Annotated in this window: 30 protein-coding genes; 17 read left to right on the plus strand and 13 right to left on the minus strand. The window is 39.4% G+C overall.

Annotated features, from left to right (window positions below; translation table 11 throughout):
- The first annotated feature begins 50 nt into the window (after positions 1–50).
- From SJY45_RS03370 to SJY45_RS03380, 3 genes are read left to right on the plus strand one after another with little or no spacing between them, the layout of a single operon-like run.
- The gene (locus SJY45_RS03370; protein WP_400073260.1) at positions 51–1067 is read left to right on the plus strand and encodes a M4 family metallopeptidase; all 1017 of its coding nucleotides are present in this window, start codon (positions 51–53) and stop codon (positions 1065–1067) included.
- Positions 1067–1333, plus strand: a complete 267-nt coding sequence (locus SJY45_RS03375; protein WP_400073261.1) for a protealysin inhibitor emfourin — start codon at positions 1067–1069, stop codon at positions 1331–1333. Before SJY45_RS03370 ends, SJY45_RS03375 begins: the two co-directional genes overlap by 1 nt.
- Before the next feature lie 24 nt (positions 1334–1357).
- Positions 1358–2029, plus strand: coding sequence for a haloacid dehalogenase type II (locus tag SJY45_RS03380; protein WP_400073262.1), 672 nt, complete (start codon positions 1358–1360; stop codon positions 2027–2029).
- Here SJY45_RS03380 and SJY45_RS03385 read toward each other — a convergent pair.
- Positions 2026–2169, minus strand: coding sequence for a hypothetical protein (locus SJY45_RS03385; RefSeq protein ID WP_215440314.1), 144 nt, complete (start codon positions 2167–2169; stop codon positions 2026–2028). The genes SJY45_RS03380 and SJY45_RS03385 overlap by 4 nt on opposite strands.
- 270 nt (positions 2170–2439) lie before the next feature.
- Entirely contained in the window at positions 2440–3066 is a 627-nt protein-coding gene (locus SJY45_RS03390) for a GntR family transcriptional regulator (RefSeq protein ID WP_246560609.1), read from the minus strand.
- 174 nt (positions 3067–3240) lie between these two features.
- On the opposite strand from SJY45_RS03390, the gene SJY45_RS03395 reads away from it, so the two are divergent.
- Complete coding sequence (locus SJY45_RS03395) at positions 3241–4035, plus strand: hypothetical protein (protein ID WP_400073263.1); 795 nt, start codon at positions 3241–3243, stop codon at positions 4033–4035.
- Between the two features lie 58 nt (positions 4036–4093).
- Here the strand turns inward: SJY45_RS03395 and SJY45_RS03400 are convergent.
- A protein-coding gene (locus tag SJY45_RS03400) for an IS3 family transposase (protein ID WP_400073264.1) occupies positions 4094–5322 on the minus strand; the annotation gives its coding sequence in 2 pieces (ribosomal slippage) (positions 4094–4974 and positions 4974–5322; 1230 coding nt in all).
- A 105-nt stretch (positions 5323–5427) separates the two neighbouring features.
- Positions 5428–6888 (minus strand): hypothetical protein, encoded by a 1461-nt coding sequence (locus SJY45_RS03405; RefSeq protein WP_400073265.1) that lies wholly within the window; start codon positions 6886–6888, stop codon positions 5428–5430.
- 411 nt (positions 6889–7299) lie between these two features.
- Here SJY45_RS03405 and SJY45_RS03410 point away from each other — a divergent pair, with 411 nt between their 5' ends.
- Positions 7300–7755 (plus strand): cold-shock protein, encoded by a 456-nt coding sequence (locus SJY45_RS03410; RefSeq protein WP_215440318.1) that lies wholly within the window; start codon positions 7300–7302, stop codon positions 7753–7755.
- A 73-nt stretch (positions 7756–7828) separates the two neighbouring features.
- A complete protein-coding gene (locus SJY45_RS03415; protein WP_400073266.1) occupies positions 7829–8512 on the plus strand; it encodes a DUF1080 domain-containing protein in 684 nt (227 codons plus the stop codon).
- Between the two features lie 12 nt (positions 8513–8524).
- Here the strand turns inward: SJY45_RS03415 and SJY45_RS03420 are convergent, their stop codons facing one another.
- On the minus strand, positions 8525–9121 hold the full coding sequence (locus SJY45_RS03420) for a pseudouridine synthase (protein WP_400073267.1): 597 nt from the start codon (positions 9119–9121) through the stop codon (positions 8525–8527).
- Between the two features lie 144 nt (positions 9122–9265).
- On the opposite strand from SJY45_RS03420, the gene SJY45_RS03425 reads away from it, so the two are divergent.
- The 7 genes from SJY45_RS03425 (at position 9266) to SJY45_RS03455 (ending at position 16627) form a co-directional block, all read left to right on the plus strand.
- Positions 9266–9895, plus strand: coding sequence for an SDR family oxidoreductase (locus SJY45_RS03425; protein WP_400073268.1), 630 nt, complete (start codon positions 9266–9268; stop codon positions 9893–9895).
- Positions 9896–10030: 135 nt separating this feature from the next.
- Positions 10031–10891: a sugar phosphate isomerase/epimerase family protein gene (locus tag SJY45_RS03430; RefSeq protein ID WP_400073269.1), complete on the plus strand. Its 861-nt coding sequence runs from the start codon at positions 10031–10033 to the stop codon at positions 10889–10891.
- 18 nt (positions 10892–10909) lie between these two features.
- On the plus strand, positions 10910–12112 hold the full coding sequence (locus tag SJY45_RS03435) for a PQQ-dependent sugar dehydrogenase (protein ID WP_400073270.1): 1203 nt from the start codon (positions 10910–10912) through the stop codon (positions 12110–12112).
- Between the two features lie 79 nt (positions 12113–12191).
- Positions 12192–13928, plus strand: a complete 1737-nt coding sequence (locus tag SJY45_RS03440) for a DUF262 domain-containing protein (RefSeq protein ID WP_400073271.1) — start codon at positions 12192–12194, stop codon at positions 13926–13928.
- Positions 13929–14048: 120 nt separating this feature from the next.
- The gene (locus SJY45_RS03445) at positions 14049–14849 is read left to right on the plus strand and encodes an alpha/beta fold hydrolase (RefSeq protein WP_400073272.1); all 801 of its coding nucleotides are present in this window, start codon (positions 14049–14051) and stop codon (positions 14847–14849) included.
- Between the two features lie 167 nt (positions 14850–15016).
- A complete protein-coding gene (locus SJY45_RS03450; protein ID WP_400073273.1) occupies positions 15017–15742 on the plus strand; it encodes a siderophore-interacting protein in 726 nt (241 codons plus the stop codon).
- Positions 15743–15871: 129 nt separating this feature from the next.
- Complete coding sequence (locus SJY45_RS03455; RefSeq protein WP_400073274.1) at positions 15872–16627, plus strand: DUF4405 domain-containing protein; 756 nt, start codon at positions 15872–15874, stop codon at positions 16625–16627.
- Positions 16628–16647: 20 nt separating this feature from the next.
- Here SJY45_RS03455 and SJY45_RS03460 read toward each other — a convergent pair whose 3' ends face one another.
- Complete coding sequence (locus tag SJY45_RS03460) at positions 16648–17022, minus strand: Fur family transcriptional regulator (protein WP_215440328.1); 375 nt, start codon at positions 17020–17022, stop codon at positions 16648–16650.
- Positions 17023–17128: 106 nt separating this feature from the next.
- Between SJY45_RS03460 and SJY45_RS03465 the strand changes: the two genes are divergently transcribed.
- Both SJY45_RS03465 and SJY45_RS03470 read left to right on the plus strand, forming a co-directional pair.
- Positions 17129–18037 (plus strand): NAD(P)/FAD-dependent oxidoreductase, encoded by a 909-nt coding sequence (locus tag SJY45_RS03465; RefSeq protein ID WP_400073275.1) that lies wholly within the window; start codon positions 17129–17131, stop codon positions 18035–18037.
- Between the two features lie 20 nt (positions 18038–18057).
- The gene (locus tag SJY45_RS03470) at positions 18058–18666 is read left to right on the plus strand and encodes a class I SAM-dependent methyltransferase (protein ID WP_400073276.1); all 609 of its coding nucleotides are present in this window, start codon (positions 18058–18060) and stop codon (positions 18664–18666) included.
- Between the two features lie 154 nt (positions 18667–18820).
- Here the strand turns inward: SJY45_RS03470 and SJY45_RS03475 are convergent, their stop codons facing one another.
- On the minus strand, positions 18821–19423 hold the full coding sequence (locus tag SJY45_RS03475) for an NAD(P)H-dependent oxidoreductase (protein ID WP_400073277.1): 603 nt from the start codon (positions 19421–19423) through the stop codon (positions 18821–18823).
- A gap of 93 nt (positions 19424–19516) precedes the next feature.
- On the opposite strand from SJY45_RS03475, the gene SJY45_RS03480 reads away from it, so the two are divergent.
- A complete protein-coding gene (locus SJY45_RS03480) occupies positions 19517–20431 on the plus strand; it encodes a LysR family transcriptional regulator (protein ID WP_400073278.1) in 915 nt (304 codons plus the stop codon).
- A gap of 92 nt (positions 20432–20523) precedes the next feature.
- Here the strand turns inward: SJY45_RS03480 and SJY45_RS03485 are convergent, their stop codons facing one another.
- The 5 genes from SJY45_RS03485 to SJY45_RS03505 are packed head-to-tail and all read right to left on the minus strand — an operon-like array spanning position 20524 to position 24670.
- On the minus strand, positions 20524–21201 hold the full coding sequence (locus tag SJY45_RS03485; protein WP_400073279.1) for a type 1 glutamine amidotransferase domain-containing protein: 678 nt from the start codon (positions 21199–21201) through the stop codon (positions 20524–20526).
- Between the two features lie 26 nt (positions 21202–21227).
- Positions 21228–22388, minus strand: coding sequence for an iron-containing alcohol dehydrogenase (locus tag SJY45_RS03490; protein WP_400073280.1), 1161 nt, complete (start codon positions 22386–22388; stop codon positions 21228–21230).
- Between the two features lie 28 nt (positions 22389–22416).
- A complete protein-coding gene (locus SJY45_RS03495) occupies positions 22417–23412 on the minus strand; it encodes an NADP-dependent oxidoreductase (protein WP_400073281.1) in 996 nt (331 codons plus the stop codon).
- Between the two features lie 18 nt (positions 23413–23430).
- Positions 23431–24063 (minus strand): nitroreductase family protein, encoded by a 633-nt coding sequence (locus SJY45_RS03500; protein WP_289041965.1) that lies wholly within the window; start codon positions 24061–24063, stop codon positions 23431–23433.
- Between the two features lie 28 nt (positions 24064–24091).
- Positions 24092–24670 (minus strand): TetR/AcrR family transcriptional regulator, encoded by a 579-nt coding sequence (locus SJY45_RS03505; RefSeq protein WP_400073282.1) that lies wholly within the window; start codon positions 24668–24670, stop codon positions 24092–24094.
- 186 nt (positions 24671–24856) lie between these two features.
- On the opposite strand from SJY45_RS03505, the gene SJY45_RS03510 reads away from it, so the two are divergent.
- Positions 24857–25333, plus strand: coding sequence for a GAF domain-containing protein (locus SJY45_RS03510; protein WP_400073283.1), 477 nt, complete (start codon positions 24857–24859; stop codon positions 25331–25333).
- Positions 25334–25343: 10 nt separating this feature from the next.
- Here SJY45_RS03510 and SJY45_RS03515 read toward each other — a convergent pair whose 3' ends face one another.
- The gene (locus SJY45_RS03515; protein WP_400073284.1) at positions 25344–26105 is read right to left on the minus strand and encodes a DUF481 domain-containing protein; all 762 of its coding nucleotides are present in this window, start codon (positions 26103–26105) and stop codon (positions 25344–25346) included.
- Positions 26106–26250: the final 145 nt, after the last annotated feature.

The raw sequence follows: 26250 nt of genomic DNA on the forward strand, positions 1-26250 counted from the left end.
TACGTTAAAATCGAACGAAATTAAAGCCCTAAACCCTAAACCCTAAACCCATGTGCTCAAAGACCCACTGCTTTATAATTCCGCCTTATTTACTTGAAAAATTGGCAAAACACGGTAATACCAGTTGTAAAAGAGCTTTAAACGATTCGGCTAGAATTGTTGATCGCAGACGAAGCAGTCTAAACAATCTTTTGTTACGGAACGAAGCAGAAGGTAATGGAGAGCGTTTTATCTATGATTCTAAAAATCAGTTCGAGCAAAGGTTGGAGTTGGTGCGAAAAGAGGGGCAAGATGATGTAGAGGATGAAAGTGTGAATAAGGCTTATGAGACCTCGGGTTTTGTACGTGATTATTTTAGAGAGACTTTTGGTCTTAATTCCATTGATGGAAACGGTTTGGATATTATTTCTAATGTGCATTATGGCGAAGCATATAATAACGCCTACTGGGATGGCGATGAAATGACGTATGGTGACGGTGACGGTAAAGAATTCACTGATTTTGCCAGTGCCATAGATGTTGTAGCCCATGAGTTGGTACATGGCGTAACCCAGTTTTTCGCCAACTTGGAATATCAAAGTCAACCTGGGGCGCTCAACGAACATTTTTCGGATGTTTTTGGTACGGTCATCAAGCAAAAGTATCTAAAACAGGATATTTCCGAAGCGGATTGGCTTATTGGAGATAGTGTGGTAACGGAGGCATTTCCCGGGGTGGCCATTCGTTCTATGAAAGCTCCCGGTACGGCCAATGATTTTGATACACAGCCGGACCACATGGACAATTATTACAACGGAGCAGGGGATAACCAAGGGGTGCACATCAATTCAGGTATACCCAATAAAGCTTTTTATCTCTGTTGTTTGGAAATTGGCATTGATGATTGTGCATTAATTTGGTTCGAAACATTAAAATCACTCTGGCGTACGGCAGATTTTAATGATATGGTAGAAACATTGGTAAGTACCGCACAGCACCTGGTGTCGGAAAATAGAGTTGCTGAAGCCGCTGTTGAGGCAGTAAGTACGAGTTTTTCGCAAGTAGGTCTAACCCCAATTGTTGTCTAATGAAATATCATATAAACATAGAAGGCGGATTTACGGGAATTCCCAAACAGTTTGAAGGTGAAATAGACTTGGATAAATCCAAGGAAGAAGAAATGCTGAATGCCCTTGCGGAAAAGCAAGAAAAAAATAGTCAAATACGGGACGGTTTTACGTATACCGTAAAGCTTATGGATAATAACGGAGTGTATGAATCTCAGTTTGATGAGTCCAATCTTCCGAGTACCATCCGCACTTTTATTACGGATATTCAAAAAGGAAACAACTGAACTGCAGGTTCATTAAAATATAAAATGACAAAACCTAAACTGCTTATTTTTGACATAAACGAGACACTTTTAAACATGAAGCCCTTGGAGGAAGCTATAAACACGGCTTTGGCTTCTCAGCATGCTTTTTCATTATGGTTCAGGACCCTGTTGCATTATTCCTTGGTGGAGACCCTAACTGGCAATTATGAAGATTTTAGTGCTGTGGGAAAAGCTACGTTACAAATGACTATGAAAAAGTTCGGTAAAAACCTTTCAGATGCTCAAGTAGATAGCATTTTGGGGAATATAAAAAAATTGCCGGCGCATGGTGATGTAAAAGAAGGTCTAAAACTCTTAAAGGAAGCAAATATAAAGTTGGTAGCGTTTTCTAATGGAAATGAAAAGGTTTTGAACGAGCAATTGGAGTTTTCTGGTTTAACATCCTATTTTGATGCTATTATATCCGTAGATGTTGTTGCGCGTTATAAACCTGAAGGCTCATCATATAATTCAGTTCTGGCAAAGATGAGTGAATCGGCAGAGAACACTATGATGGTGGCAGCCCACGGATGGGATATTTTGGGAGCTAAACGGGCCGGTTTACGAACAGCTTTTGTTGCACGAGAAAATCACGCCATTTATCCGTTAAAGGGTACGCCTGAGATAGAGGGCAAAACTATTCTAGAGATTGCCCGTGTAATTACAAAAAATTAAAGCTTTGCTAGACTTTCTTTTTCGTCTAGATTGCCATAATCTTGAAAAATACCACAAGAATATTCCTTCTTGATCAATGATTTTTCTTCTTGTTTTTTCTTTCTGGCCAAAACTTCTATTTGAGGAGATAAGTAACCCATGTTTTCTATTTTTTAAGGTATCGTTAAAACGTCTTCAGTTTAAAATTGTTGTCTTTCTTTTCGATTTTTAGTCGAATTACAAGTCAAATGTAAATCGGTATTTTAAAAGGGGATATCATTTTACAAAAACTTTGTGATTTGATAATTGAACCCTTGAAAATGAACAGTATAAAGGTATGTAACGATTTGTGTGATATCGCATAGAATACTGATTCAAAAACACAAGAATGGCTTAAAAAAAGAAGTGATTTAAGAATATTGTTGAAGAATCTATAAAACTACAAGTTGCTTTTCTATGTAACTTTTAACGAGCATTAAATTCATTTTTAGAACCAATGCTGCCGAAGGAATATTGTCATCTTCAATGGCGGAGATTATGGCATCATGTTGATCGTTGGAGTTGTAATGAAAAGAATCATTGGACATAAAAGCTCTCTCATAGAAAAACACACGGGTTTTGAGGTCTTTTAGAATCTGTTGAAAAACGGGATTTTTGTAATTGGAAGTTAGTAACCGGTGAAACTCCATATACGCATTAACACGTTCCAGTGCATCTACCGCATTGGCAATGGCGTCTCTTTGTTTTTTGAGTTTATTAATGGCACTTTCGTTAAACGTAGATTCCTCCAGGGCAAGAACTTCTAAATGGGCCACAAGCTCATATAGGTTTTTGGCCTCTTCCGGATTTACGGCGGCAATTACAAAACCACGGTTGGGAATGGCCCGCACAATATGGGACTGCTGTAACTGAGTTAGTGCTTCACGAATAGGGGTAACGCTCACGTTTAACTTACGGGATAAGGCGGCAAGGTTAATACCTTGTCCGGGTTGTAAATCTCCCTTTTGCATTTGTCGTAAAAGGTGTTCCCGTACTTTATCGCGTAATATGATACTCATTCCCATATCGTAAATATAGTTATCGTATACGATTTTACAATGTTTTTTTAAGTGAACTGATTTCAGGTTTGTTGTTCATTGAACTTGGAATAGTGTATTTGGTCTTAAAATGCCCCTGAACTATAATAAAATACAGGAATACCCGTTCTGAGAGCAAAACCTATAAATTTGATTATGAGCTATTTGTTTAAAAATGTTAGACCTTATGCACTAGTGGTAGCCACTAGTCTTTTGGCGTTCAGTTGTAGTGATGATGCCAACGAAATTCTAGATAACGAGCAAGATCAGAAAATTGATCAGACCGAAATTAAGACCGTTCTTGAAACGGATGAAATGTCCAGTTCGGCTGATATGATCGTTCAGGACTTATTCAGTAATAGAGAGTCCGGTAAATCTGCCAAGGATGCTTCATGCTATGAAGCGGAATATTCCGATACAGGTTTTACGGTAAGTTTTGACAATTGTTCCGTAGAGGGCAATGACGAAGTCTTAAACGGTTCATTAAGTGTGTTATATGGTTCGGATAACGATTCATACGCCTATTCCGTAACGTATAATGATTTGATGGTGGGCGGAATTGGTTTAGATGGAACCAGGGCCTTTGCCATAAGCCAAGGAGAAGATGATTCTCTTGTTTTTGATGTAACTGTTGATATGACGTTAACGCTTGAGGACGATAAAAAGATTTACGAAAAAGGAACCAAATCTTTTGCTTTTGTTTTTGGTGAAGAAAAGAACATGCTTACTATTGATGGTGATTGGATTCTAAAATCAGACAAAGACACCTATACTATTGGTATTACCTCAGATTTAGAAGCTGAATTTACGTGCGATTATATAGGAAAGGGTACTATGGATTTAGATAAAAATGGTTTAGCTGTTTCTGTTGATTTTGGAGATGGCACTTGTGATGATACCGCTACACTTATATACCCGGACAGTACAGTTGAAACTATTTCTTTAAAATAGGATTAACACGAACAATGAGTCGTCCTAAAATAGGTTGACAGTTTTTAAATAATAAATATCAAACCAGAGAAGCTAGCTTCTCTGGTTTTTTTTTGTGTATAAAGTTAGGTGTTTTCATATTAAGGCTCAAGTGTGGTCTTTTGCCGTTATAGGTTCTTATCGATTCGGCTATGAGCTTTTTCAATTCTTTTCCATTGTTACATTTATAGATTAGGAATTCACCTTTCAATATGCCGTTTATCCGTTCCGCCAAGGCATTTTGGTAGCAATCATACCCATCCGTCATCGATGGGGCCATGCTATTTCTTCTCAGTTCTTTTTGGTATATGGCCGAGCAATACTGCAATCCCCTATCGGAATGATGGATCAGGTCTTTGCTCGTCGATCTATTGCCGTTCGCCATTTTTACCGCCTTTACCACATTCTCCGCACTCATATCGTCACTAAGGTGGTACCCCATTATTTTTCTACTATAGGCATCGGTCACCAAGGACAGGTAATGTGTCCGCTCCCTGCTTTTAATGTACGTAATATCACTGACAAAGAACTCCTCCGGTCCGCAAACTTCGGTTCCCTTCATCAGATTGGGATGTTTTCTAAGCCAATGCTTGGAGTTCGTTGTCCTGGTGTAATTCTTCCTTGGCCTTATCAACATCGATTCCGAGCGTAAATATCCGAACAGGGCATCTCTTCCTATCTTTAAATTGTGCATTGCGAACTCGTCCTTTAAAAGGAAATACAATTTTCGTGTACCGAGCCTGGGCATATCCTTGCGGACACCTTCGACCAGGTTCTTTACCTTTAAAAAATCTTGTTCTCTTTTAATGGTACGTTTTTCTCCTTGGTAGACGGCCTGTCTACTTATCCCAAACAATCGACAACAACGGGATAGACTTAATCGTTGTTCTTGTCGGATGCGCTGGATTGATTGGGTGAATGCTTTTTTCTGATAGCGGTACCATACTGCTTATCGGCGATATCGATCATGGTATTGAGAATTTTGTTCCGTAATCTTTCATCGGAAAGCTCTCTCTCCAAGCGTTTGATCTTCTGTGCAGGTGTTTCTTTTGATTTTGGCATTTGACGGCGTATTGGTTTGCTCCAATCCAATGTACCATGTTTTCTCAACCAAACCAAAACCGTGCTCCTGCCTTGAATACCATAAGCCTTTTGTGCCTGCTTATAGGTCATCTCGCCTTTTTCGACCTGCTGGACAACACTGAGTTTAAAGCCCAGATTGTAATCGCGTTGAGTACGCTTTGTTACCGTAATACTTGAATGTTTCATAAATAAGTCAATTTTATGTCAACTTATTTCAGGACGGGACACAATAAAACAAAAAGCCCTTATCCGTTCGGATAAGGGCTTTTTTGATTTTTAATCGCTAAGTATCTATAGGGTTTTTAAATATTCAATTAAAGCGGTGCGCTGTGTATCGCTAAGGTCATCTCCAAAAGTATGCCCACCATTACCGTAGCCTTTTATGGTGGTATCATAGGTTTCTTTGTCCACTTTAGAAGTTTCTTCTGTGTAGTTCCATCCTAGGTTCTCTTTGTCATAATCGGTACTGCTGTAGCTTCGGCTCCAATATTTAGGACGTTCAGAGCTGTTCAAAACTTCGGCAATAGTTGCTACAGAACCGTTGTGGAAGTAAGGCGCGGTTGCCCAAACGCCATCTAAGGGAGGAGCAATATATCCGCCTTCAGCGTTAAATTCCAATCCATTGGCGCCTGTACCGAACCATCCCGTATTGAACCAATCCAGAAAATAATCGTTTAATTCCGATGGTTCCGTGTAAAGTTTTGATAATTCAGGGTCGGTTCCTATTGTGGAAAGGGCAACCAAAAGGTTGGGATACGTTTCGTTATCGCCATAAGAACCATGGCATTTTACACAATTCTCTTCAAAAACCGGTTTCCCTTCTGCGGCTAGGTTAGCATCAATTTCAAAAGGATAGTCGGGAGCTTCAATGCTGTAAATGTAAGCTAGAACATCAGGCATTTTTGGGTCTAGTTCCTCCGCTTTGGCTTTGTCGTCCAACGTAAGCAGGCTAGAACCAATAAATGATTTACAAAAATCTTTACGTCCTATTGCGTGGTAGAACATAGCATTTTTCTTTTTCAACAACCACCAAGCCGGAACATCCGTAGGAATGACCTCGTCCGGCACACCAACATTGGGTTCGTCTGTCCACTCCAAAGTATTTTTATCTCTGTACGCTGCTAAAACACGGGTAATCTTATCGGCGGGATTGGCTCCCCTGGTTTCGGTGAGTGTCTTGGGACCAATTGCTTCTATACTTTTTCTGAATTGATCAAAAGCCTCCCATTCATCACTATCTTTTCCACCGTACAAAAATGAAATACCTGTACTTACTAAATCCATATTCACGGCCCTATTGATAGTAAAATCCGCCGCATGGCTACCTAATCCTAGCACAAATTCATTATTTATAAAACCGGCATGGCAAGACATACAATTGGGAGATACTATCCTAACGCCGTTGGCCGCATCTACGGCCGTGTATTCATAGCCAATATTGGCGTTATCTCCACTACGGTTCAAAACATTGCTATTGTCAGCTCCAAAACCCTGTAAAAAAGCTTCGTAAGGTACGCCGGAGCTCATGTAGTTTCCTGAAATTAAAAACTCATAGCCAATTGTGGCATCGCCGGTTCGCTGTGCGGATGCAGGAATAGCATCAACTTCTATTATGGGTTCCGGGTTTGGATCAGGAGTTGGATTAGGGTTTTCTTGATCGGGTAAGGGTTCATATTCATTGCTGTCACTAGAACAGGCATACCCGGTTATCAATAGAACCATTAGGACAAGGATGTTGATAGGTCTTTTCAAAATATAAAGTTTTATTCGCTTGAAACAGAAGGATATAATGCTGTTGAAAGATACTAATATATGCCGTTAATGTATGTTTTAACTCGTGAAGGACAAAAATAATAGATAAACCGAAAACTAGGAGGCGTAGAACCGACCTAGGTAATAATTTGCAATTTAATTTTCGGAATTCCCTCTTGCTATCGCTCCACAGCCATGATTTGTTATTGGGTAAATGAAAAGAAACATAAAAGCAGAATTCTTTCTTGTGTGAAAATTATCTGCAAGTATTTGTTAATGAGTTGACTAAATCCACTTTTTTGAAGTAATTCGGATGGTTTGTATCCTCTAATTTCTTAACATGAGAATCAGAATAAAATAAAAATAAATCCGTACCTTATCAACCTAATTTTAAAACAAGAAAAATACCGAATGGCTAAATCGCAGCAAACTTACAACAAGACTGAAAAAGAGAAAAAACGTCTAAAGAGACGAGAGGAAAAACAGAAGAAAAAAGACGCACGTAAAGCTGCTGCAAAAGAAGGTGGAGAAGGAATCCCTTTCGCCTATGTTGACCATAACGGTAACCTTGTAGATACCCCGCCAGATCCATCCCAGAAAGTTCAGGTAGATGCCGAAGACATTGTTTTGGGTATTCCTAAAAAAGAAGAAGGAGATGAAGAAGAGTTTGACCCAGTACGTAACGGTAAGGTGTCGTATTTTGACTTCTCAAAAGGGTTCGGTTTTATCATTGATTCCGAAAATCAAGAAAAGTATTTTGTTCACGTAAGCGGTCTTATTGATGAAATCAATGAGAACGATAAAGTATCTTATGAACTTGAAAAAGGGATGAAAGGTATGAACGCGGTACGAGTAAAGAAAATATAACTTTTTTCTCCTTCCTGGTTGTCGTAACGTATCCTAATTAAGCAAAACCCTTAGGGGTTTGTTTTCTATAACTATGAAAAAGTTCCTAACTCTTTTTTTAGTAGTACTTACTACCTTCTGGTCTTGTACCCCTACGGCAAAAAGCCTGTTTAATGGTAAAGACTTGAGCGGTTGGCATATAGATGTGCCTGCAATGGACAGTACGGATGCAAGAAACCCTTTTATTGTAAGAGATGGCATGTTGGTAAGCTTAGGCACGCCGGCAGGCCATATCATCACGGATAAAACTTACGAAGATTTTAGATTGGATGTTGAATACCGTTTTGCCGGGGAACCCGGTAATTGCGGAGTTCTTGTGTTTGCCTCTACGCCACGCTCACTTTACAAAATGTTTCCTAAATCTATAGAAGTGCAGATGATGCATGAAAATGCGGGTGATTTTTGGTGTATTGTTGAAGATATTACGGTAGACGATATGCTGGAACGCCGTGGGCCCAAAGCGGAATGGGGCATTACAGAAGGCAAAAAACGTAGAATCCTTAACCTTACCGATGGTTCTGAAAAACCGGTAGGTGAGTGGAACCGTATGACCATAGAGTGCCTGAAAAATGAAATAAAAGTTTGGGTGAACGGAGATTTGGTCAACCATGGTTACAACGCTACGGCCCAAACAGGGCAGATTGCATTGCAGGCTGAGGGTTCCGAAGTAGAGTTCCGTAAAGTAGAACTACTACCTATTTCTCAATTAACGGAGTAACTTTTAGGTTACTCAATCTTCCAAATTCAATACAACGGGCAAATCGGGAAAGTCTACCACATCGGAAGGATTCATTCCTTTAAGTGTGACGGCTCCTATACGCACCCGAACCAAGCGCAAGGTAGGAAACCCCACTAGGGCCGTCATTTTCCGTACTTGTCTAAACTTACCTTCCGTTAAGGTTACGGAAAGCCATGAATTAGGTCTATGGGTACCCACGCGGAGCAAATGGTGCGGTTCCGGAAAATCCGGTTCTTCGGTAATCAGTTTAGCTTGGCAGGGCTTGGTCAAATACTTTTTGCCTTCAATGCCTATTTCTACTCCTTTTTGTAATTTTTCAATGGCTTCGGGGGTAATGAGGCCATCCAATTGGGCGTAATATTCCTTTTCTATTCCGGAGCGGTTAACTGTATCGCTTAGTTTTCCATCGGTAGTCATTAGAAGGAGTCCCTCGGATTTTAGATCCAATCGGCCTATGGCCATAACCGCATCTTCAAAAGGGTATAGTTCGCTTATAAAACGTTTAGATCGTTTTTCCTTTTTATTGTTGGAATCCATTTGGCTGATATAACCAAAGGGCTTGTACATTTTAAAATGTTGGTGGGCCATTCAAAAAAAATTATGGCGTAAAGGTAATGAAGACTTAGGGTTAAAACCTAGGCCGGTTGTGCTTCTGGGTTAAAAATGAATTATTCTGCATCAAGCTGCAGAACCCTTGCTACTTACCTTTGTAATAACTAAAAAAATGATGAAATGGAAAATGTATTAGTAGCGGGTGCCAATGGTACCACAGGAAAAAAAATAGTAACACTTTTAAACCAATCCCAATATTTCACTCCAATTGCCATGGTTCGTAAAGAATCCCAAAAGGAGCAATTTGAGAAAGAGAACATTACTACGGTTATGGGCGATTTGGAAGAAGATATATCGCATACGGTAAAGAATATAGATAAGGTAATCTTTGCGGCCGGTTCTGGCGGAAAGAAGGTCAAGGAAGTAGATCAAGAAGGTGCCAAGAGAATGGTAGACGCGGCAAAATCCGGTAATCTAAAGAAATTTGTTATGCTAAGCTCTATGGGCGCGGACAATCCGGAACAGGCAAGTGACCTTCAGGAATATTTAAAAGCAAAACATAATGCAGATGTCTATTTAAAGGACAGTAATCTTACGTACGCCATTGTGCGCCCCGGTTCATTAACGAATGATAAGGGCACGGGAAAGATAAAAGCGGCCTCTAGTTTGGAGAAATCAGGTTCTATTAGTAGGGCCGATGTTGCCCAAACCTTGGTTCGCGCATTGCATGATGATGCCGTTAAAAATACCACTTTCGAGATTTTAGCAGGAGATACTTTAATAGGTGAGGCCATAGATTCGGTTTCATAAATTGTAGATATTTTCGTTCGTACCAAAAGATTGTAATATCTTAGGGTTTGCTTTTAGGCAGACCCTTTTTTTTGTCCAATTTAGAAATTACAGTTAGGAAGTATGCGCAGAAGAGATTTTATAAAACAGAGTAGTATGGCTTCGGCTGCAACCTTACTTCCGGTTACCGGTATTTCTTTAGGAAATTCATCAAAATATAAAATGGGATTGCAGTTGTTCACTATTCGCGATGCCATGAAAGCGGACCCACTGGGCAGTCTTAAAAAGGCCCGGGACATGGGTTATGAAGATTTGGAAATCTATGGGTTTGACCCCGAGACCATTGGTTATTATGGCTATGAGGCAAAGGAATTCAAACTTATTTTAGACGATTTAAACCTTACCACCACCAGTGGGCACTATGATTTTTCGTCCTATTTCAATAAGCCAAAAGATGAACTTAGGCGCTATTTGGATGCCTGTATCCAAGGGGCGTATATCTTGAACAAACCTTATATTACTTGGCCTTGGCTGGCACCTGAATTTAGAACCATTGAAAATTTTAAGGTGCTGAGCGAAAAACTAAATTGGATGGCCGAGCAGGTAAATTCCGCGGGACTCAGCTTTGCCTATCACAACCATGATTTTGAGTTTACGGACCACAATGGGCAAACCGGTTATGATATCATCTTAAAAGAAACCAATCCGCAATTGGTAAAACTGCAGATGGATATGTATTGGGTAATGCATTCCTCTAAAAAGACCCCTCAAGAATGGATTGCAGAGCAGCCCGGACGTTACGTAATGTGGCATATAAAAGATATGGACAAGCTCACTAGAGATTATACGGAGCTGGGCAATGGCTCCATAGATTATGTGGACATGCTTTCTAAAATAGATACGAATGCCCTAGAATATTACTATATAGAACAAGGAAGTAATTTTGCAAAAGACTCCATGACCAGTATAGCGGACAGTGCAAAATTCTTCAAGAAAAACTTAAAACAATACCTCTAATAACACAAAAACAAACACATGAAAAACTATTCCCTTAAAGCAGTTTTGCTTGCCGCTGCGCTTGTAGGTTTTACGGCCTGTAACGAGAAAAAACAAAAGGCCCAAGAAAAAGAGCCCATGGTAACCTATGATGAACCGGAATCCAAATTGCCCATAGATCGTCTGAAACTGCCGGACGGGTTTAAGATTGAGGTGTATGCAGATAGTGTTGATGGCGCGCGCTCCATGGCTATGGGAGATGACGGTACTTTGTTCGTAGGCACCAGAAACGAGAAGAAAATATATGCCATTCAGGACCGTGATAGGGATTTTAAGGCAGATAGGGTAATTGAGTTGGATACCACTTTGGAATCCCCTAACGGAATTGCCTATAGAAACGGATCGCTTTATGTGGCAGATGTAAGTACTTTGTACCGCTACGATAATATTGAAGCTAATCTGGACAGTGTTCCCGAACGCAAAGTTATTTATGATGATTATCCGGAAGCGTTTCACCATGGATGGAAATACATTGCTTTTGGTCCTGACGATAAATTGTATGTACCGGTAGGAGCACCTTGTAATATTTGTGATTCTACCGTAGTGGACAAACGTTTTGCCTCTATTACCCGTATGGATCCTGACGGAAGCAACCGTGAGATCTATGTGCATGGTGTACGGAATACGGTTGGGTTTACCTGGCACCCGGAAACCAAGGAAATGTACTTTACGGATAACGGTAGGGATATGATGGGCGATGATATTCCCCCATGTGAGTTGAACCGTGTTACGGAAGCCGGCCAGCATTTTGGATATCCGTTTTGTCATGGCGGAACCATTAAAGACCCTGAATTTGGAGACCAACGCCCTTGCTCGGATTTTGTGGCGCCCGTACAGAATTTAGGTGCCCACGTAGCTCCGTTAGGGGTAAAGTTCTATACCGGAGATATGTTTCCTGAGAAGTACAAGCAGTACGCTTTTATAGCGGAACATGGCTCTTGGAACCGTTCCAAAAAATCTGGGTACCGTATTTCTTTGGTAAAGTTTGAAAACAATGAGGCGGTAGCTTATGAAACCTTTTTAGAAGGTTGGCTGGATGAAGAAAGTCAAGAAGCATTTGGTAGACCCGTTGATGTACTGTTCCTAAAAGATGGCTCTTTATTGATTTCCGATGATTTTGGTGATGCGATCTACCGCGTAAGTTATGATGATGGAAGTAGCCAAGTGGCGAGTGTGGAGTAACAAGCAGCTCAACTAATTTGAAATGACTTATTTCACAAAGAGTTTTATATAATAACAATTAGTAAGTCAATAAAAACTTATGAATAACTGGATAACTGACAGTCAGGATGAACAGTGTATTGAGGATTTATTTCGAGATGCAGACCAAATTCATATTCCTATATTCCAGAGAGAGTATGTTTGGAAACAGAAAGAATTTGATTTTTTAATTCATGATATCCAATTAATCAAAGATTCCGTTGAGAATTCTCAATTTTTGGGAGCTGTAGTGGCTTATGAAAGACCAAGAGATTCATCAATTGTTGGTAGACTTAGAACTTTAGATATTGTAGATGGACAGCAACGACTGTTGACTTTGTATATATTTATTTTAGCGATTGCCGAGAGAATTCACTTTTATGATAAGCAGGCAGCATCCGAAATAATTCAAGAATTTCTTTTGCTGCCACAGAGAAGAGGCCTGACATATAACACTAGAATAATACCTTCATTTAAAGATAGAAGTCAATTTAGGGCGATATGGGATAGGATAAATACTCCTGAAAACTTAAAAGAAACGCTAAAAGATAACCCACCGAAACCTCCTTTACCTTCAGGAAACACTAGGGGTAGTCTCACTAAACAATATGAGAGAATAATACTTTGGTTAAAAAAAATGGCTCCGTCTGAACCTCAGCCTGTTCTAGATTTCCTTCAGGAAACTTTGACCATTATAACTAGAGACTTAACATTTGTTCATCTTAAATTAACTGATGCTGTGGTAGCTACCAAGATTTTTGAACGGTTAAATTTTAGAGGAGTAAAAGTTGGTATAGTTGATCTTGTAAGAAATGAAATTTTTTCAAGAATTAGTCAAAATCCAGAGAAATCATTTAATACATATGAAACAGAATGGCGGCCATTTGAGGCACATTTTGAAGATAGAGAAGATGGTTTCTTTTTCCCCTATACCCTTATACACAATTCTTCGGTTAAGAAATCAGAGTTGTTTTCTGAGTTACGGATAATTTGGAAGGATTTAGATCCAACGCAAATTATCAACCATATGAAACCTTATCAGAAAGCATATTTAGACGTAGTGTTAGGTAATCCTTCATACCATTCAGATGCTCTAAATCGTCAAATACAAAATTTAAATGCGATAAGAATTCCTTCCGCGACATATCCATTTGTTATTAAGGTTATACAAGAAGTGGAAGCTAAAACTCTAGATTTAAAAAAAGGAATTAATCTTCTTCAGTTTCTCGAGTCTTTTCTAGTACGAAGAGCAATTTTGGGTTTTGAACCGACTGGTTTACATGCTATATTTAAAGGCGTATGGCATGAGATAAAACTTAATCCAACAGTTCAAGCTTTAAAGATTGAAATCCAAAATCGAACAACTGTTCAGTATCCATCTAATAAGGAAATAGTAAATGCAGTTAAGACTAGGCCTCTTTATAAGTCTCGAATAACTGGGTATTTACTCAGGGAGTTTGACATCTCACTTGAAGGTGATACTCCTAAAGAGAGTTTTACTATTGAGCATGTTATGCCAAACTCATGGCAAGAGAACGATGATTGGTCGAAAGTAATATCAAAAGATAAACATGCAGAGTTAAAGGATACTCTTTCCAATTTGATTCCATTATCTGGGGAGTTGAATAAAACTGTCCAAAGAGATAATTATTCAAAGAAAAGAATTCGATTTAGGAAAGAGTCTATGTTTAAAACTCCTAGGGATTTCGCTGAAAAATGGGAAAATTGGGATGAAAAAAGTATAAATGAGCGCGCAATAATATTATCTGACTGGATAAATAGAAGATGGAAACAATAGAATTTATTGTCTCTATCAACATTACAGCTAGTCAAGCATCTAACTCGTACTAAAAGCAATCAAAATCATCGTCTCTATTTTCAAATACAAACCTTCAACCCATATTAACTCAACCAAAAAATGAAACAAAAAACCACCCATATTCTTGTTCTGATTGCGCTTTTTGTTTCGCTAACGGCCTTTGCAAAAGACTCGGTTTTTTCGGAATATGAGGTAAAAGAGTTTGTGTTTCAGGGGCGTGATGCCAAGGTGGTATTTCCCAAGAAAGCAAATGCTAATGGCTACTGGATTTGGCGTGCCCGTTTTTGGGGTGCTGAACCACAGGTAGATAAAGCCCTTCTGGAAAAAGGGTTTCATGTGGTTTACGTAGATGTGGCGCATTTATTCGGGAATGAACGGGCCGTACAGCTCTGGAACGATTTTTATGCCTATTGCATTTCAGAATATAACTTGAACAAAAAAGTGGTGTTGGAAGGTTTGAGCCGTGGCGGACTCATCATATACAATTGGGCGGCACAAAACACGGATAAGGTTTTTACCATCTATGCCGATGCCCCGGTCTGCGATATTAAAAGTTGGCCAGGAGGTCTGTACAGCGGAGAAGGAAGTCCCAAAGATTGGGAACGTTGCTTGGCGGCCCATGGGCTGGACTCGGTTTCCGTAAAAAGTTTTGAAGGCATTCCCATCCATACAGGTGTAAAGGTGGCAGAAGCCGGTATTCCTGTTCTACACGTATATGGAGCTGTAGATGTGGTGGTTCCTTTTGAGGAAAACACGGCATTGCTCAAAGAAAAATTTGAAGCTGCCGGAGGTACCATAAAGCTTATCCGAAAAGAGGGGGTAGGTCATCATCCGCACAGCTTGGAAGATCCCGCACCTATTGTAGATTTCATACTTGATAGTGTAGATTATACGGAATAGTTAAAACACAAATTTCCATTAAACCATTACGTACGTCATTAGTCCAATTGGAATCAATCCGTTGATTGCAGCATAGGAGCATCATTTGGATTTTTCATTAGGTTGTGATATACAAAAGTCATGGCCGTTTATTAAAAAATAATTATAATTCGCATAAAATATACCCCATGGGAATAGTTGAGACTCTCATAAAAAAAGTACTGGAAAAAGGAACGATTACCTATAAAGAGCAATTATCGGAATCCGTTTATAAAGTTAGGATTAAAGGTGCCCATATTAGGAATGTAAATTTTAAACCAGGCTATTTTGTTCGTTTGGGGGTTGGTATAGGTCAAGAAGATCCGTCCATAAAGGACAAAGTAAGGAGCTATAGCGTTTGGGATATAAATCGCGAAAATGAGACCATAGACCTAGCCATCGCTACCCATAGTGGTGGAATAGGGGCGAATTGGGTCAAAAACTGCCAAACGGATACCACGGTACATTTTAAATGGAAAAAAGGGAATTTTCTGTTGGATGACCAAGCGGATAGTTATCTCATGATCGGAGACTTATCGGCCTTGTCGCACCTTTATATGATCAAACGCAATTTACCCGCAGAGAAACAGATAGAAAGCATTATTTACAGTCAAGATATGACCGAACTCTTTGCGGACGTAGACGGAAAAACACCTTTTAATTTCTACGAAATGGAGCAAAACCCATTTGAAGAAATACAATTAAAGCTGGAAGAATTACTGGCTAAGTTAAAAGGTACAAAGATGGTCTATATTGCTGGGGATAGTAGACTTTGTCTAACCCTGAACCAGTATTTTAGAAAGCAACTTAATTGGAGCACCAAACAAATTAAGACCAAACCTTTTTGGAACCCGGAAAAAAAAGGGCTGGAATAGACTTCTTTTGATGCATAGAAGACAGAGCCATCTTGCTTTGGGTATCACATTTACCACCCATTACCTTCTTTTACCTTTATTCGGGCAAGTGTAAATTACATCTTTGCTTGTCAAAAAAAGCATATCCAAATGAGTGAAATTCCACCGAAAAAGAAAACTTCAAAAATTAGAATCTACGTAGATCTGTTCTTCTTCGCGCTAATGATTTTGGTACTCGTACCGCAGACCACGGGAATTCCAATTCACGAATGGGGTAGCTTTGTAATTATTTTACCGTTCTTTCTGCACCTTATCATCAATTGGAACTGGATAACAACAAACTCAAAAAAGTTTTTTAAGAAAGCGCCTAATAAGACTCGTTTTGACTATTTTCTAAATTGGACGTTGTACCTGTTTATGATTGTGCTAACGGTTTCGGGAATCGCCATATCGGAGTCGGTTTTACCACTTTTTGGAATGCATCCTCAACCAGATAATTTTTGGACTAAAATCCATGACGTGAGTGCTGCGCTCTTCATGCTTATTTTTGGAATTCACATTGCCCTGCACTGGCGCTGGATAGTAGGGGGCTTTAGTAAACTCAAGTTTAAGGCAGATGTACATCACCTGACCTACGTGGGCACTATCCTTGCCAATAGGTCCCGCCAGCTGATGTTTCTGTTGGGTTTGAGTATAATACTGTCTATCTTGATTTATTTTGTAGAATATAGTTCTTGGGCCGAAGGTTTTAGGGAAGGTGTGCAAATCTCTACAGGCGAAGAACCCAAGAAACCAGGAAAAAGTTGGATGCGATACGTGTTGCCTTTTGTTAAGGTAGCCGTTCTTACTGCAGTCCCGGCTCTGATTACCGGAGGTATTGTTCGGATTAAAAAGAAACTAAAGTAAAACTAGGGGGAGTAGTGGCATTAACTACAGTCGTTACAAACCCCGGTAAGTACACAATTTACACTTTGCACATCATAGCCTTGGTCCAGTGCAAAGTTTACGGGAACGGGCAAACATTCTATAGTCTCGCATTGGGTGCACCTAAAATGAAAGTGGTGCAATGGTTTCTCCTTTTCATCGCACTTTATACAAAGGGCAAAATACTGCTTGCCATCATCTGCTACCACCTTATGCAGGACTCCATCATCACAAAAGCGGTTCAATACCCGGTAAATGGTAGCCCGGTCAATGTCCATGTCTATTTTTTGCTCAATGGCATTTTGGCTCATGGCTTTGGTGGTAGAGCTTAAAACAGAAAGTACCGCTTCCTTGGTTGGTGTATTTCGTCTTTTCATGATAAAAGCATTTTAAAATTAAATGCAACTGTGTTGCAATAATACAAAAATCTGCTATATTTGCAAAGTATGCTAATGCGACAAATTCGCATTAAAAAATAATGTTATGACTACAGATACAAATTTTGATGTAATAATAGTAGGTGGAAGTTACGCAGGACTCTCGGCGGCAATGGCTTTGGGACGTTCCTTAAGAAACGTACTTATTCTAGATGGCGGTAAGCCCTGTAACAGGCAAACGCCACATTCCCATAATTTTATAACCCTTGACGGGGAAAAACCAAGTGCTATAACTGAAAAGGCCAAGTCTCAGGTGTTAGCCTATGAGACGGTTACTTTTGTTAATGATATTGCCGTAACGGGAAATACATTGGGTGAAAATTTTCAGATTATAACACAATCAGAAAAAATATATACAGGAAAGAAAGTAATTTTTGCTACTGGAATTCATGATGAAATGCCCAATATAAAAGGCTTTTCTAGCTGTTGGGGAATCTCGGTTGTTCATTGTCCGTATTGCCACGGATATGAAATCAGGAATAAAAAAACAGGTTTGATGGCCAATGGAGATAGGGCAATGCACTTGGCTTCTTTGGTTCATAATCTTACGGATGACCTCACGGTTTTAACCAATGGACCAGCCGATTTTAATGAGGAACAGCTGTTGAAGCTCCAAAAGAATAACATACGCATTATTGAAAAAGAGATATCCGAGATCGAACATGAAAATGGGTATATTAGAAATGTGATTTTTAAGGATGGAAGTAAAGAAGGTTTTGACGCTACTTATGCGAGTCTACCCTTTACACAACATTCAGATATACCGGCTCAATTAGGTTGTGAGTTGAACGAACAAGGTTATATAGAGGTGGATGCCATGCAAAAAACCACAGTTCCCGGATTGTTTGCGTGTGGGGACAATACTACTCGCTTACGGTCTGTAGCATCGGCCGTTGCAGAAGGTAATAAGGCCGGTGCAATAGTGAATATGGAGCTGGCCCATGAGGAATTTTAAAACAAATACAACCCGTTAAAATGGCTGAATTTTGGGAAGATAATTTTGTGAACAAACAAGAAATGTGGGGCTTAAGGCCTGCAAAATCCGCTTTGTTGGCCAGAGAACTTTTCGTTGGGCAATCCGCCAAAAACATCCTTGTTCCAGGTGTTGGTTATGGCCGAAATGCACAACTTTTTGTAGAGAAAGGTATGCAGGTTACCGGCATTGAAATATCCAAAACCGCTATAGAACTAGCCAAAAAAAATTACGGCAATACTATGAGTTTTCATTGCGGTTCAGTAGGAGATATGCCATTTGACGACGTGAAGTACGACGGAATTTTTTGTTACGCCCTCATCCATTTATTGGATGTTAAGGAACGCGCCAAGCTTCTTCAGGATTGTTATAATCAATTGACGGAAAATGGGACTATGGTGTTTACGGCCATTACAAAGGACGCCCCTAATTTTGGAAAGGGAAAATTAATTGGTCAGGACCGATACGAATTTCACCAAGGCGTACAATTATTTTATTATGATAAGGCATCTGTACAAACGGAGTTTGAAAATTACGGACTCTTTAAAATTACAGAGGTAGAGGAGAGCCAACCTATGTATTTCATAGAATGTAAAAAAACGGCTGTTTAGTCCAACTTTATAAGTAAACTATAAGAGCTTACCGGTTTTTCCGGTAAGCTCTTTTGTTTGATTGGAATATATATATGCCTATGGGACTTCAAAACTCAACTGCTGCGTAATAAATTTCAATTAGTAGCCTGAGATTTATGAGATATTCAACAGTTTATACCCCTTGAAGTTGTGTGACTTCATTTAAAAAAGTGTTGTATTTCTCCAGTTCTAAGGGTACGTTGGCATTTTTCTCCATATCGTGAAAATGATGTGTAGCTAAGCGTTCTAAACCCGCAAAAGCATTCATTTTATGAAAACCGAACATAACCCCATCGTCAACACTTTTTTGCTCAAAAAATTCATTTTCCAAAGTAAAAGCAGCTTTAGGGGCATTCCAACTTGTGGTTAAAATGTATTTTTTTCCATGCATTAAACCTCCGGTTCCGTAATTGATATCCGGATTTTTACTGCTTCGGCCATCACTGGTATAGATACCGTTTTGATGTCCTTCCGTAAATACCACATCAATATATTGCTTAAAACCAAATGGCAATTGAAACCACCAAATAGGCGTGTGGTAAATAATCAAATCTGCCCATTTAAACTTTTCAACTTCTTCCAATGGGTCATAGGAATCACCCACTTGTGTAGTCTGTACGGCGGTATCATCTAACGCCTTAAAATAGGTAACCGTAGTTTCAAACAGGGACTCGTTGAACTTTCCTCCGGAATGCGCAAAAGGATGGCTTCCATTTATAATAAAAATATTTTTCATCTGTCTTTTTTTAAATCCAAGACAAAATTAAGGCCATTACATCTATTGTAAAAATAATACAAATCATACCTTTGTATCAATAAATTTATAGATATGGTGAATTTAGAATGGTACCGAACGTTTAAGGAGATATATGAAAACGGAACTTTAACTAAAGCTTCCGTAGCGTTATATGCCTCGCAGCCTGGGGTAAGCGTCCACCTAAACGCCTTAGAGGCCTATGTGGGTAAAAAGCTATTTGAACGCACCTCAAGAAAAATGATTCCAACGGAAGAGGGCAAGTTTTTGTACGAGTACATCATAGAATCTATTAACAAGCTAGAGATAGCGGAACAACATTTTAAAAAAACTACCCAAGAAAAAAATCCATCGTTACATGTGGGGATGTGTTCCGAAATGTTCCAACACAGTATTGAGCACGAAATTCCCAAATTAGAGTTTGATTTGGTTGCCAAGTTTGGAGCACATACGGATTTGATAAAGGACTTAAACAATGGATTATTGGATTTAGTAATTACACCAAGAAAACAAAGTGATAAAAAATCTCTAGTAGAATACACGGCTTTTTCAAAAGAGCGGATTATTTTAATTGCTGGAATCAAGACAGATACCTCTGCGGTAGAAGCCCATATAAAGTCCCACAATTATAAGGAACTGGAAGAAGAACTTCAGCGGAATACATGGTATAGTGCGTCTAATGAAATGGAGCACTTTAGGCGTTTCTGGTATGAAAACTTTAAAAAGCGCCCTAGTTTTAAACCCAATTATATTCTGCCCAATATTGGCTCTATTATAAGGTGTTTGAGTAACGAAAATGGGTTGGCCCTAGTTCCTGATTTTTTATGCCATGAGGCAATTTCCAATAATGAAATCAAGCGTATTTGGGACGGAAGAGTAAAAACGGAAAACACCTTGTATTTTGCATCCCGAACCGATTTAAAGTATAAGAAAGAGTTGAAAGTGCTCCAAGGTATATTCAGGACAAAAATGAAAAGTGAGGTAGACTAGAGGTGTAAACAAGAGCCGTTTAATTTTTTAGAATTAAAAAAAGCTTACCGGTTTTACCGGTAAGCTTTTTTGGAAAATCGGGGGAACTACAATTAGTTTAAACTAGCTAAAAGTTTTTCGGCTACGAGTTCAGATGAAGCAGGATTCTGACCTGTAATTAGGTTGCCGTCTTGCAATGCGTAAGCTGCCCAATCTTCACCTTTAGAGTAGATACCTCCATTTTCTTTTAATGCATCCTCAACCAAGAACGGAACAACATCCGTAAGCTGAACAGCATCTTCTTCTGTATTTGTGAATCCGGTAACTTTTTTACCTTTTACCAAGAATTCACCGTCATTTCCTTTTACGCTTTTTAGAGCGGCGGGAGCGTGACATACAAAAGCGATAGGTTTTTTCTGCACATTGAATTTTTCTATCAAAGCGATAGAATTGGCGTCATTTGCCAAATCCCATAACGGACCATGGCCACCGGGATAGAAAACCGCATCAAAATCATCGGCATTCATATCTGCCAATACTTTTGTGTTCTTGATTTTTTCCTGTGCTACCGGGTCTTTCTCAAAACGCTCTGTATCTGCAGTACTTGCGCCTGGAGTATTACTGCTCGGGTCAATGGGAGCAGCGCCACCTTTTGGTGTTGCCAAGGTAATATCTGCACCTTTGTCCAATAATGTATAGTATGGATTTGCAAATTCTTCTACCCAAAATCCAGTTTTTTTACCTGTATCTCCCAATTTATCGTGAGAGGTTAAAACGAATAGTATTTTCATCTTTTAAGTTTTTAAAGTTTTATTTATTAATATGCCATTTTTACGATTTTCTCGGCATCCTGTGGGGTTAACGCCTGGCGCTCGCCAAGACCTTTCCAGCCACGATCGGTAAAGCGTTGCGCAATTTTTTCACCTGTACCCTCATACTCGGAAGTATAATCGGATAGTTTGGTGTCAATGCCCAACTCCTTAAAGAAGGCTTCCGTTTTTTCAATAGCGGCATACGCTTTGTCATCTATACTACCTTCGGTAATATTCCAGACACGTTCGCCATATTGAGCCAATTTCTCCTTTTTAGATTCAAAATTGTATTTATAATGACTTGGCGCAACTACCGCCAAAGTTCTGGCATGATCAATTCCGTACATTGCGGTAAGCTCGTGGCCCATCATGTGCACGGCCCAGTCACCCGGAACACCTTGTTGGATAAGTCCGTTTAATGCCATGGTACAGCTCCACATAAAGTTGGATGCCGCCTCATAATCACTAGGGTCTTTAATTACTCTAGGAGCAATCTCAATAAGAGTCTGTAAAATACTTTCTGCAAAACGGTCTTGTAAAAGTCCGCCCGCCGGATACGTCATATATTGCTCAAGAACATGAGTAAAAGCATCAGTGATACCGTTTACTAACTGTCTTTCTGGAATAGAAGTAATTACCTGGGGATCCAATACCGAAAACTGTGGGAATAGGGCAGGACCTCCAAAAGCTAATTTTTCCTGGGTCTCTTTTCTGGAAATTACCGTTCCCGAATTCATCTCTGAACCAGTAGCCGGCAACGTCAAGACCGTTCCAAAAGGCATTCCTTTTTTAATAGGCTCTCTTTTCTTTACAAAGTCCCATGGCTCATCACCTTCATAAACCGCAGCGGCCGATAAAAACTTGGTTCCGTCAATAACCGAACCACCACCAACAGCTAGCAAATAGGTAATATTCTCTTCTTTGATCACCTTAAGGGCATCCATAAGAACTGCATATTCCGGGTTGGCAGGTATACCACCAAATTCAACCAAATCAGCATTGGATAATGCTTTTTTAACTTGGTCATAAATTCCGTTCTTTTTGATACTTCCACCACCGTAAAGCAATAATACTTTGGCATCAGAAGGAATTTCTTCCGTTATTTTCTTAATCGTATCTTTTCCAAAAATAATTTTGGTAGGATTCTTAAATTCAAAATTTGTCATAGTTTCTTCTCTTTTTTTTCTTCGGTCATTATATTTTAACGACCATTTTCCCCTTGTTTTTTCCATCGAACAAATCGATAAAGGCTTGAGGGATATTTTCAAAACCTTCTACTATAGTTTCGCTATAGGTCAATTTTCCTTCGACCAACCAAGTTGATAGTTGTTGAAGCGCCTCAGGGTATTTTTCCTGATAATTGAAAACAATAAACCCTTGCATAAGTGCACTGTTCTTCACTAAAAAGGGTTGAACGCTTACACTCTTAGGTAGTTCTGTATTGTTGTAAACCGATATGGCACCACAAATAACCATCCTTGCAAAATGATTGATATTGAATAACACCGCATCCGAAATAGGACCGCCCACGTTATCAAAATAAACATCTACTCCGTTTGGTGCTGCTTTGGCAATGGCCGCAGTCATATCTTCAGTAGTATTGTAATTGATGCCCTCATCAAAACCGAATTTAGATTTTAGCATCTCTACCTTCTCATCGCTACCTGCAATACCAACAACATGAAGCCCCAGTATTTTACCAATTTGGCCTACCACACTACCTACGGCACCGGCCGCACCGGAAACCACTAAGGTTTCCCCTTTTTTAGGTTTCCCAATTTCGTTGAGCCCTAAATATGCTGTTAAACCGGTCATTCCCAGAATACCCAAATAGGCACTCAACGGTGCTTTGTCCGCATCAACTTTAGTAAGTCCTTCTCCATTGGAAACCTGTTGGGTTTTCCAATCCAAGGTGCCCGCAAGGTAATCTCCCTCCTTAAACTCTGTGTGCTTAGATGCTATAACTTTTGCTACAATACCTGAATGCACGGGTTTGTTCAATTCAAAAGGAGCCACGTACGATTTGGCATCGTTCATTCTTCCCCTTAAATAAGGGTCTACTGAAACGTATGCTGTTTCCAAAAGCAACTCTCCGTCTTTGATTTCCAAAGAAGAATTATCCTCTATAAATTCAAAATCCGAAACCGAAGGTTTCCCTTTAGGTCTATTTTTTAATAAGATAGTTTTCATAGTATTCTCTTTTTGTAATTAGTCCATTACGGTAACTAAGTCCTCTGTGCTCTTTCTTACCTTGACCAAGTTGGCCAACCAATCTTCTTCCGTTTTTCTATAACCAATCGGTAGTAAAACACAACTACGCAATCCTTTTGCCCTAAGACCAAGAATTTCATCTACGGCATCTGGGTCAAAACCTTCCATAGGCGTGGAGTCTACTCCTTCAAAAGCGGCAGCGGTAAGGGCTTCGGCAAATGCTATGTAGGCTTGTCTAGCGGCATGCTGGAAGTTTACTTCCGGGTCACGTTGTGGGTACATACCCAATAGTTGTTGTCTGTAATTTTCCCAACCTTCGTTTTTAAAACCACGAATTTCATTGGTAAGGTCAAACATCTTATTGATGCGTTCCTCAGTATAATTATCCCATGCGGCAAATACCAACAAGTGAGATGAATCTGTAATCACGGATTGGTTCCAAGCCACTGGCTTTATTTTTTCCTTTAACTCTTGATTGGTCACCACTATAATTTCAAAAGGCTGCAATCCACTAGAAGTAGGGGCAAGGCGGGCCGCTTCTAAAATACGGTCCACTTTTTCCTGTGGTACGGTTTCGCCGTTCATTGCTTTTGTAGCGTATCTCCAATTTAATTTATCAAGTAATTCCATTTGTATGTTGTGTTTAAAATGATTGTGTTTATATTTTTATACTGTTCCAGGCAGATTGATAGGCTTCTTCCAAGTGGTCTTCGTTCAGTTGAAAACGTCCTCTTTTTTGGGTAATCATCAAGAAGGATAAAGGATTGATGGAGTAGGCATACAAGATGTAATCCGATAACGGTTTAATCTTGCCTTCCTTCTTACCGCGCTCCCACAAATCCAATAAGGGTTGTAAGTGCCTAATCCCTTCTTCTCGACTTTGCTCGTCTATCATAGGCGTATTGTCGCACTGTGCCAAGAACATTGCTTCTTCGCATTCTTTTAGTTTAAAATCGGCAATACGTTTCCATATAACCTCAAAGCCTTCCTCAACTTCCATGTTGGGGTCATATGTAGCAAACGCATATGTTGTAAAAGCTGCCTTTACCTCTATGTACACCTTGTTTACCAAATCCTGTTTGTTTTCAAAGTAGAGGTATATGGTAGCAGGCGATACATTGGCCATTTTAGCTATTTTAGACATTGGTGCAGCGTGAAAACCACTGTTGTTCACCAATTCAATTGTAGCTTTGACCAGTGCGTTTCTCTTAATTTGACTCTTTGTTAATTCTGCCATTGTTTCTAATTCTAGTACAAAGTTAAGAATAAAAATGAACGTTCATTCTTTTTTAACAAAGGTTTAGTTTTTCAATGTCAATAGGGTGGGACTATCTAGGGATTACTTTAGTAGATTTGTATGCAGGCCGGTCTGGCCTAAGAAACTTTAAGGAGACAAACCATCTATTTAGTAAACATCAAGAATATGAGTGATAAGCAAGAATTGACCGTAGACCGTATTTTAACAGACCTAAAGCAGCCTACCATAGATTGGCAGCAAGTATTGGAAAATGTAATTAGCGTTTTTGACTGTAGCACGGGAACCCTCCATTTCTTAAATCAAAAAACAGAACTATTACAATTACAAGCTCAGAAAGGCATTCCTCCATTTTTAATACCTAAACTATCTATAATCCCCATAGGCAAAGGAATGGCAGGTATTGCGGCAGAGCGTAAAGAAGCCGTAGAAATGTGTAATTTACAGACAGATGATTCCGGTGTTGCCCGTCCTGCTGCCAAAGAAACCAAAGTAGAGGGTTCCATTGCCGCGCCCATGTTACTTGACGGAAAATTATACGGCACCTTGGGCATAGCCAAACCGGTGCCCTATGATTTTACGGAAGACGAGCGCAATAGTTTGCTTAAAATTGGAGAAGCTATGAGCAAGGCCGTGGTAGGTTAGGTCTATTCTTTTAGAGGGAAAACGTCAATCCCAACTTTAAGTTAGATGAACGGTCACTTTCGGTAGAGGTCGAAAAGCTGCTATACGAATAATTATATAAGGCAGAAATGCTTAAGTGTCTCGATAAGGGCATTTCTGCTTTAAGCTGACTTAATACGCGATGGTTGGCTATATAACGGTATAAGGGCTGAAAGTACAAGGTTCCCGTAAAGTCAAGTCCCGTTTTGGGAAAGGCGTAAGTGGCGGAAAGGTAACTACTGTTCCGGTGATTGTTGAACTGTACCTCGGTATCTTTTTCAATTTCAATTTCATACATGTAGGCATTACCAAAATAGACTTTGGCATTATCTTCCGAAACTAATTTTAAGCGTACACCAGCGCCCACCAAGCTCCTGTTGCGTATGGTGAGCAAAGTATTGTTCTGGTTTTGAATAAAAGCTTCCAACCTAAATAGGTCCGTTATTTTTTGATTGTACCTAACATGAAAAAAGTAAGAGTTTTGAAAATCTTCGTCCTTACTTCTAATAAGATTATAGTTGCCTATGAAAAAGAAAATTTTCTTAAGGTCTTTGGATTTTACCTGTGTGGTTAGATTGGAACCTACCTGAAGAATGTAAGCCCCATTATTGTCCGTATAGTTAAAAAGCAAATCGCTCTTTAAGGCAAAACGAACGGAATCTTTCTGCATTCGTTTAGATTCAATATTTACCAATTGGGCACTAGAACTATAAAAGAAAAGAAGGGCTATGCATATAGGTAAAAATTGTTTCATGCGGCAAGGGATTTTTTTCAGCTGCAAAACTATCCAATTTCTATGTGATATAGGGAATTTAGGTGCTTTACAGATTAATTTCAATGAAAAAAAATGGGTTTCCAGAGAAAAAAATTAAAGTAAAATCGTATTATTGGTATAAATC

Source organism: Zobellia russellii (genome assembly GCF_044597075.1).
Classification (GTDB): Bacteria; Bacteroidota; Bacteroidia; order Flavobacteriales; family Flavobacteriaceae; genus Zobellia; species Zobellia russellii.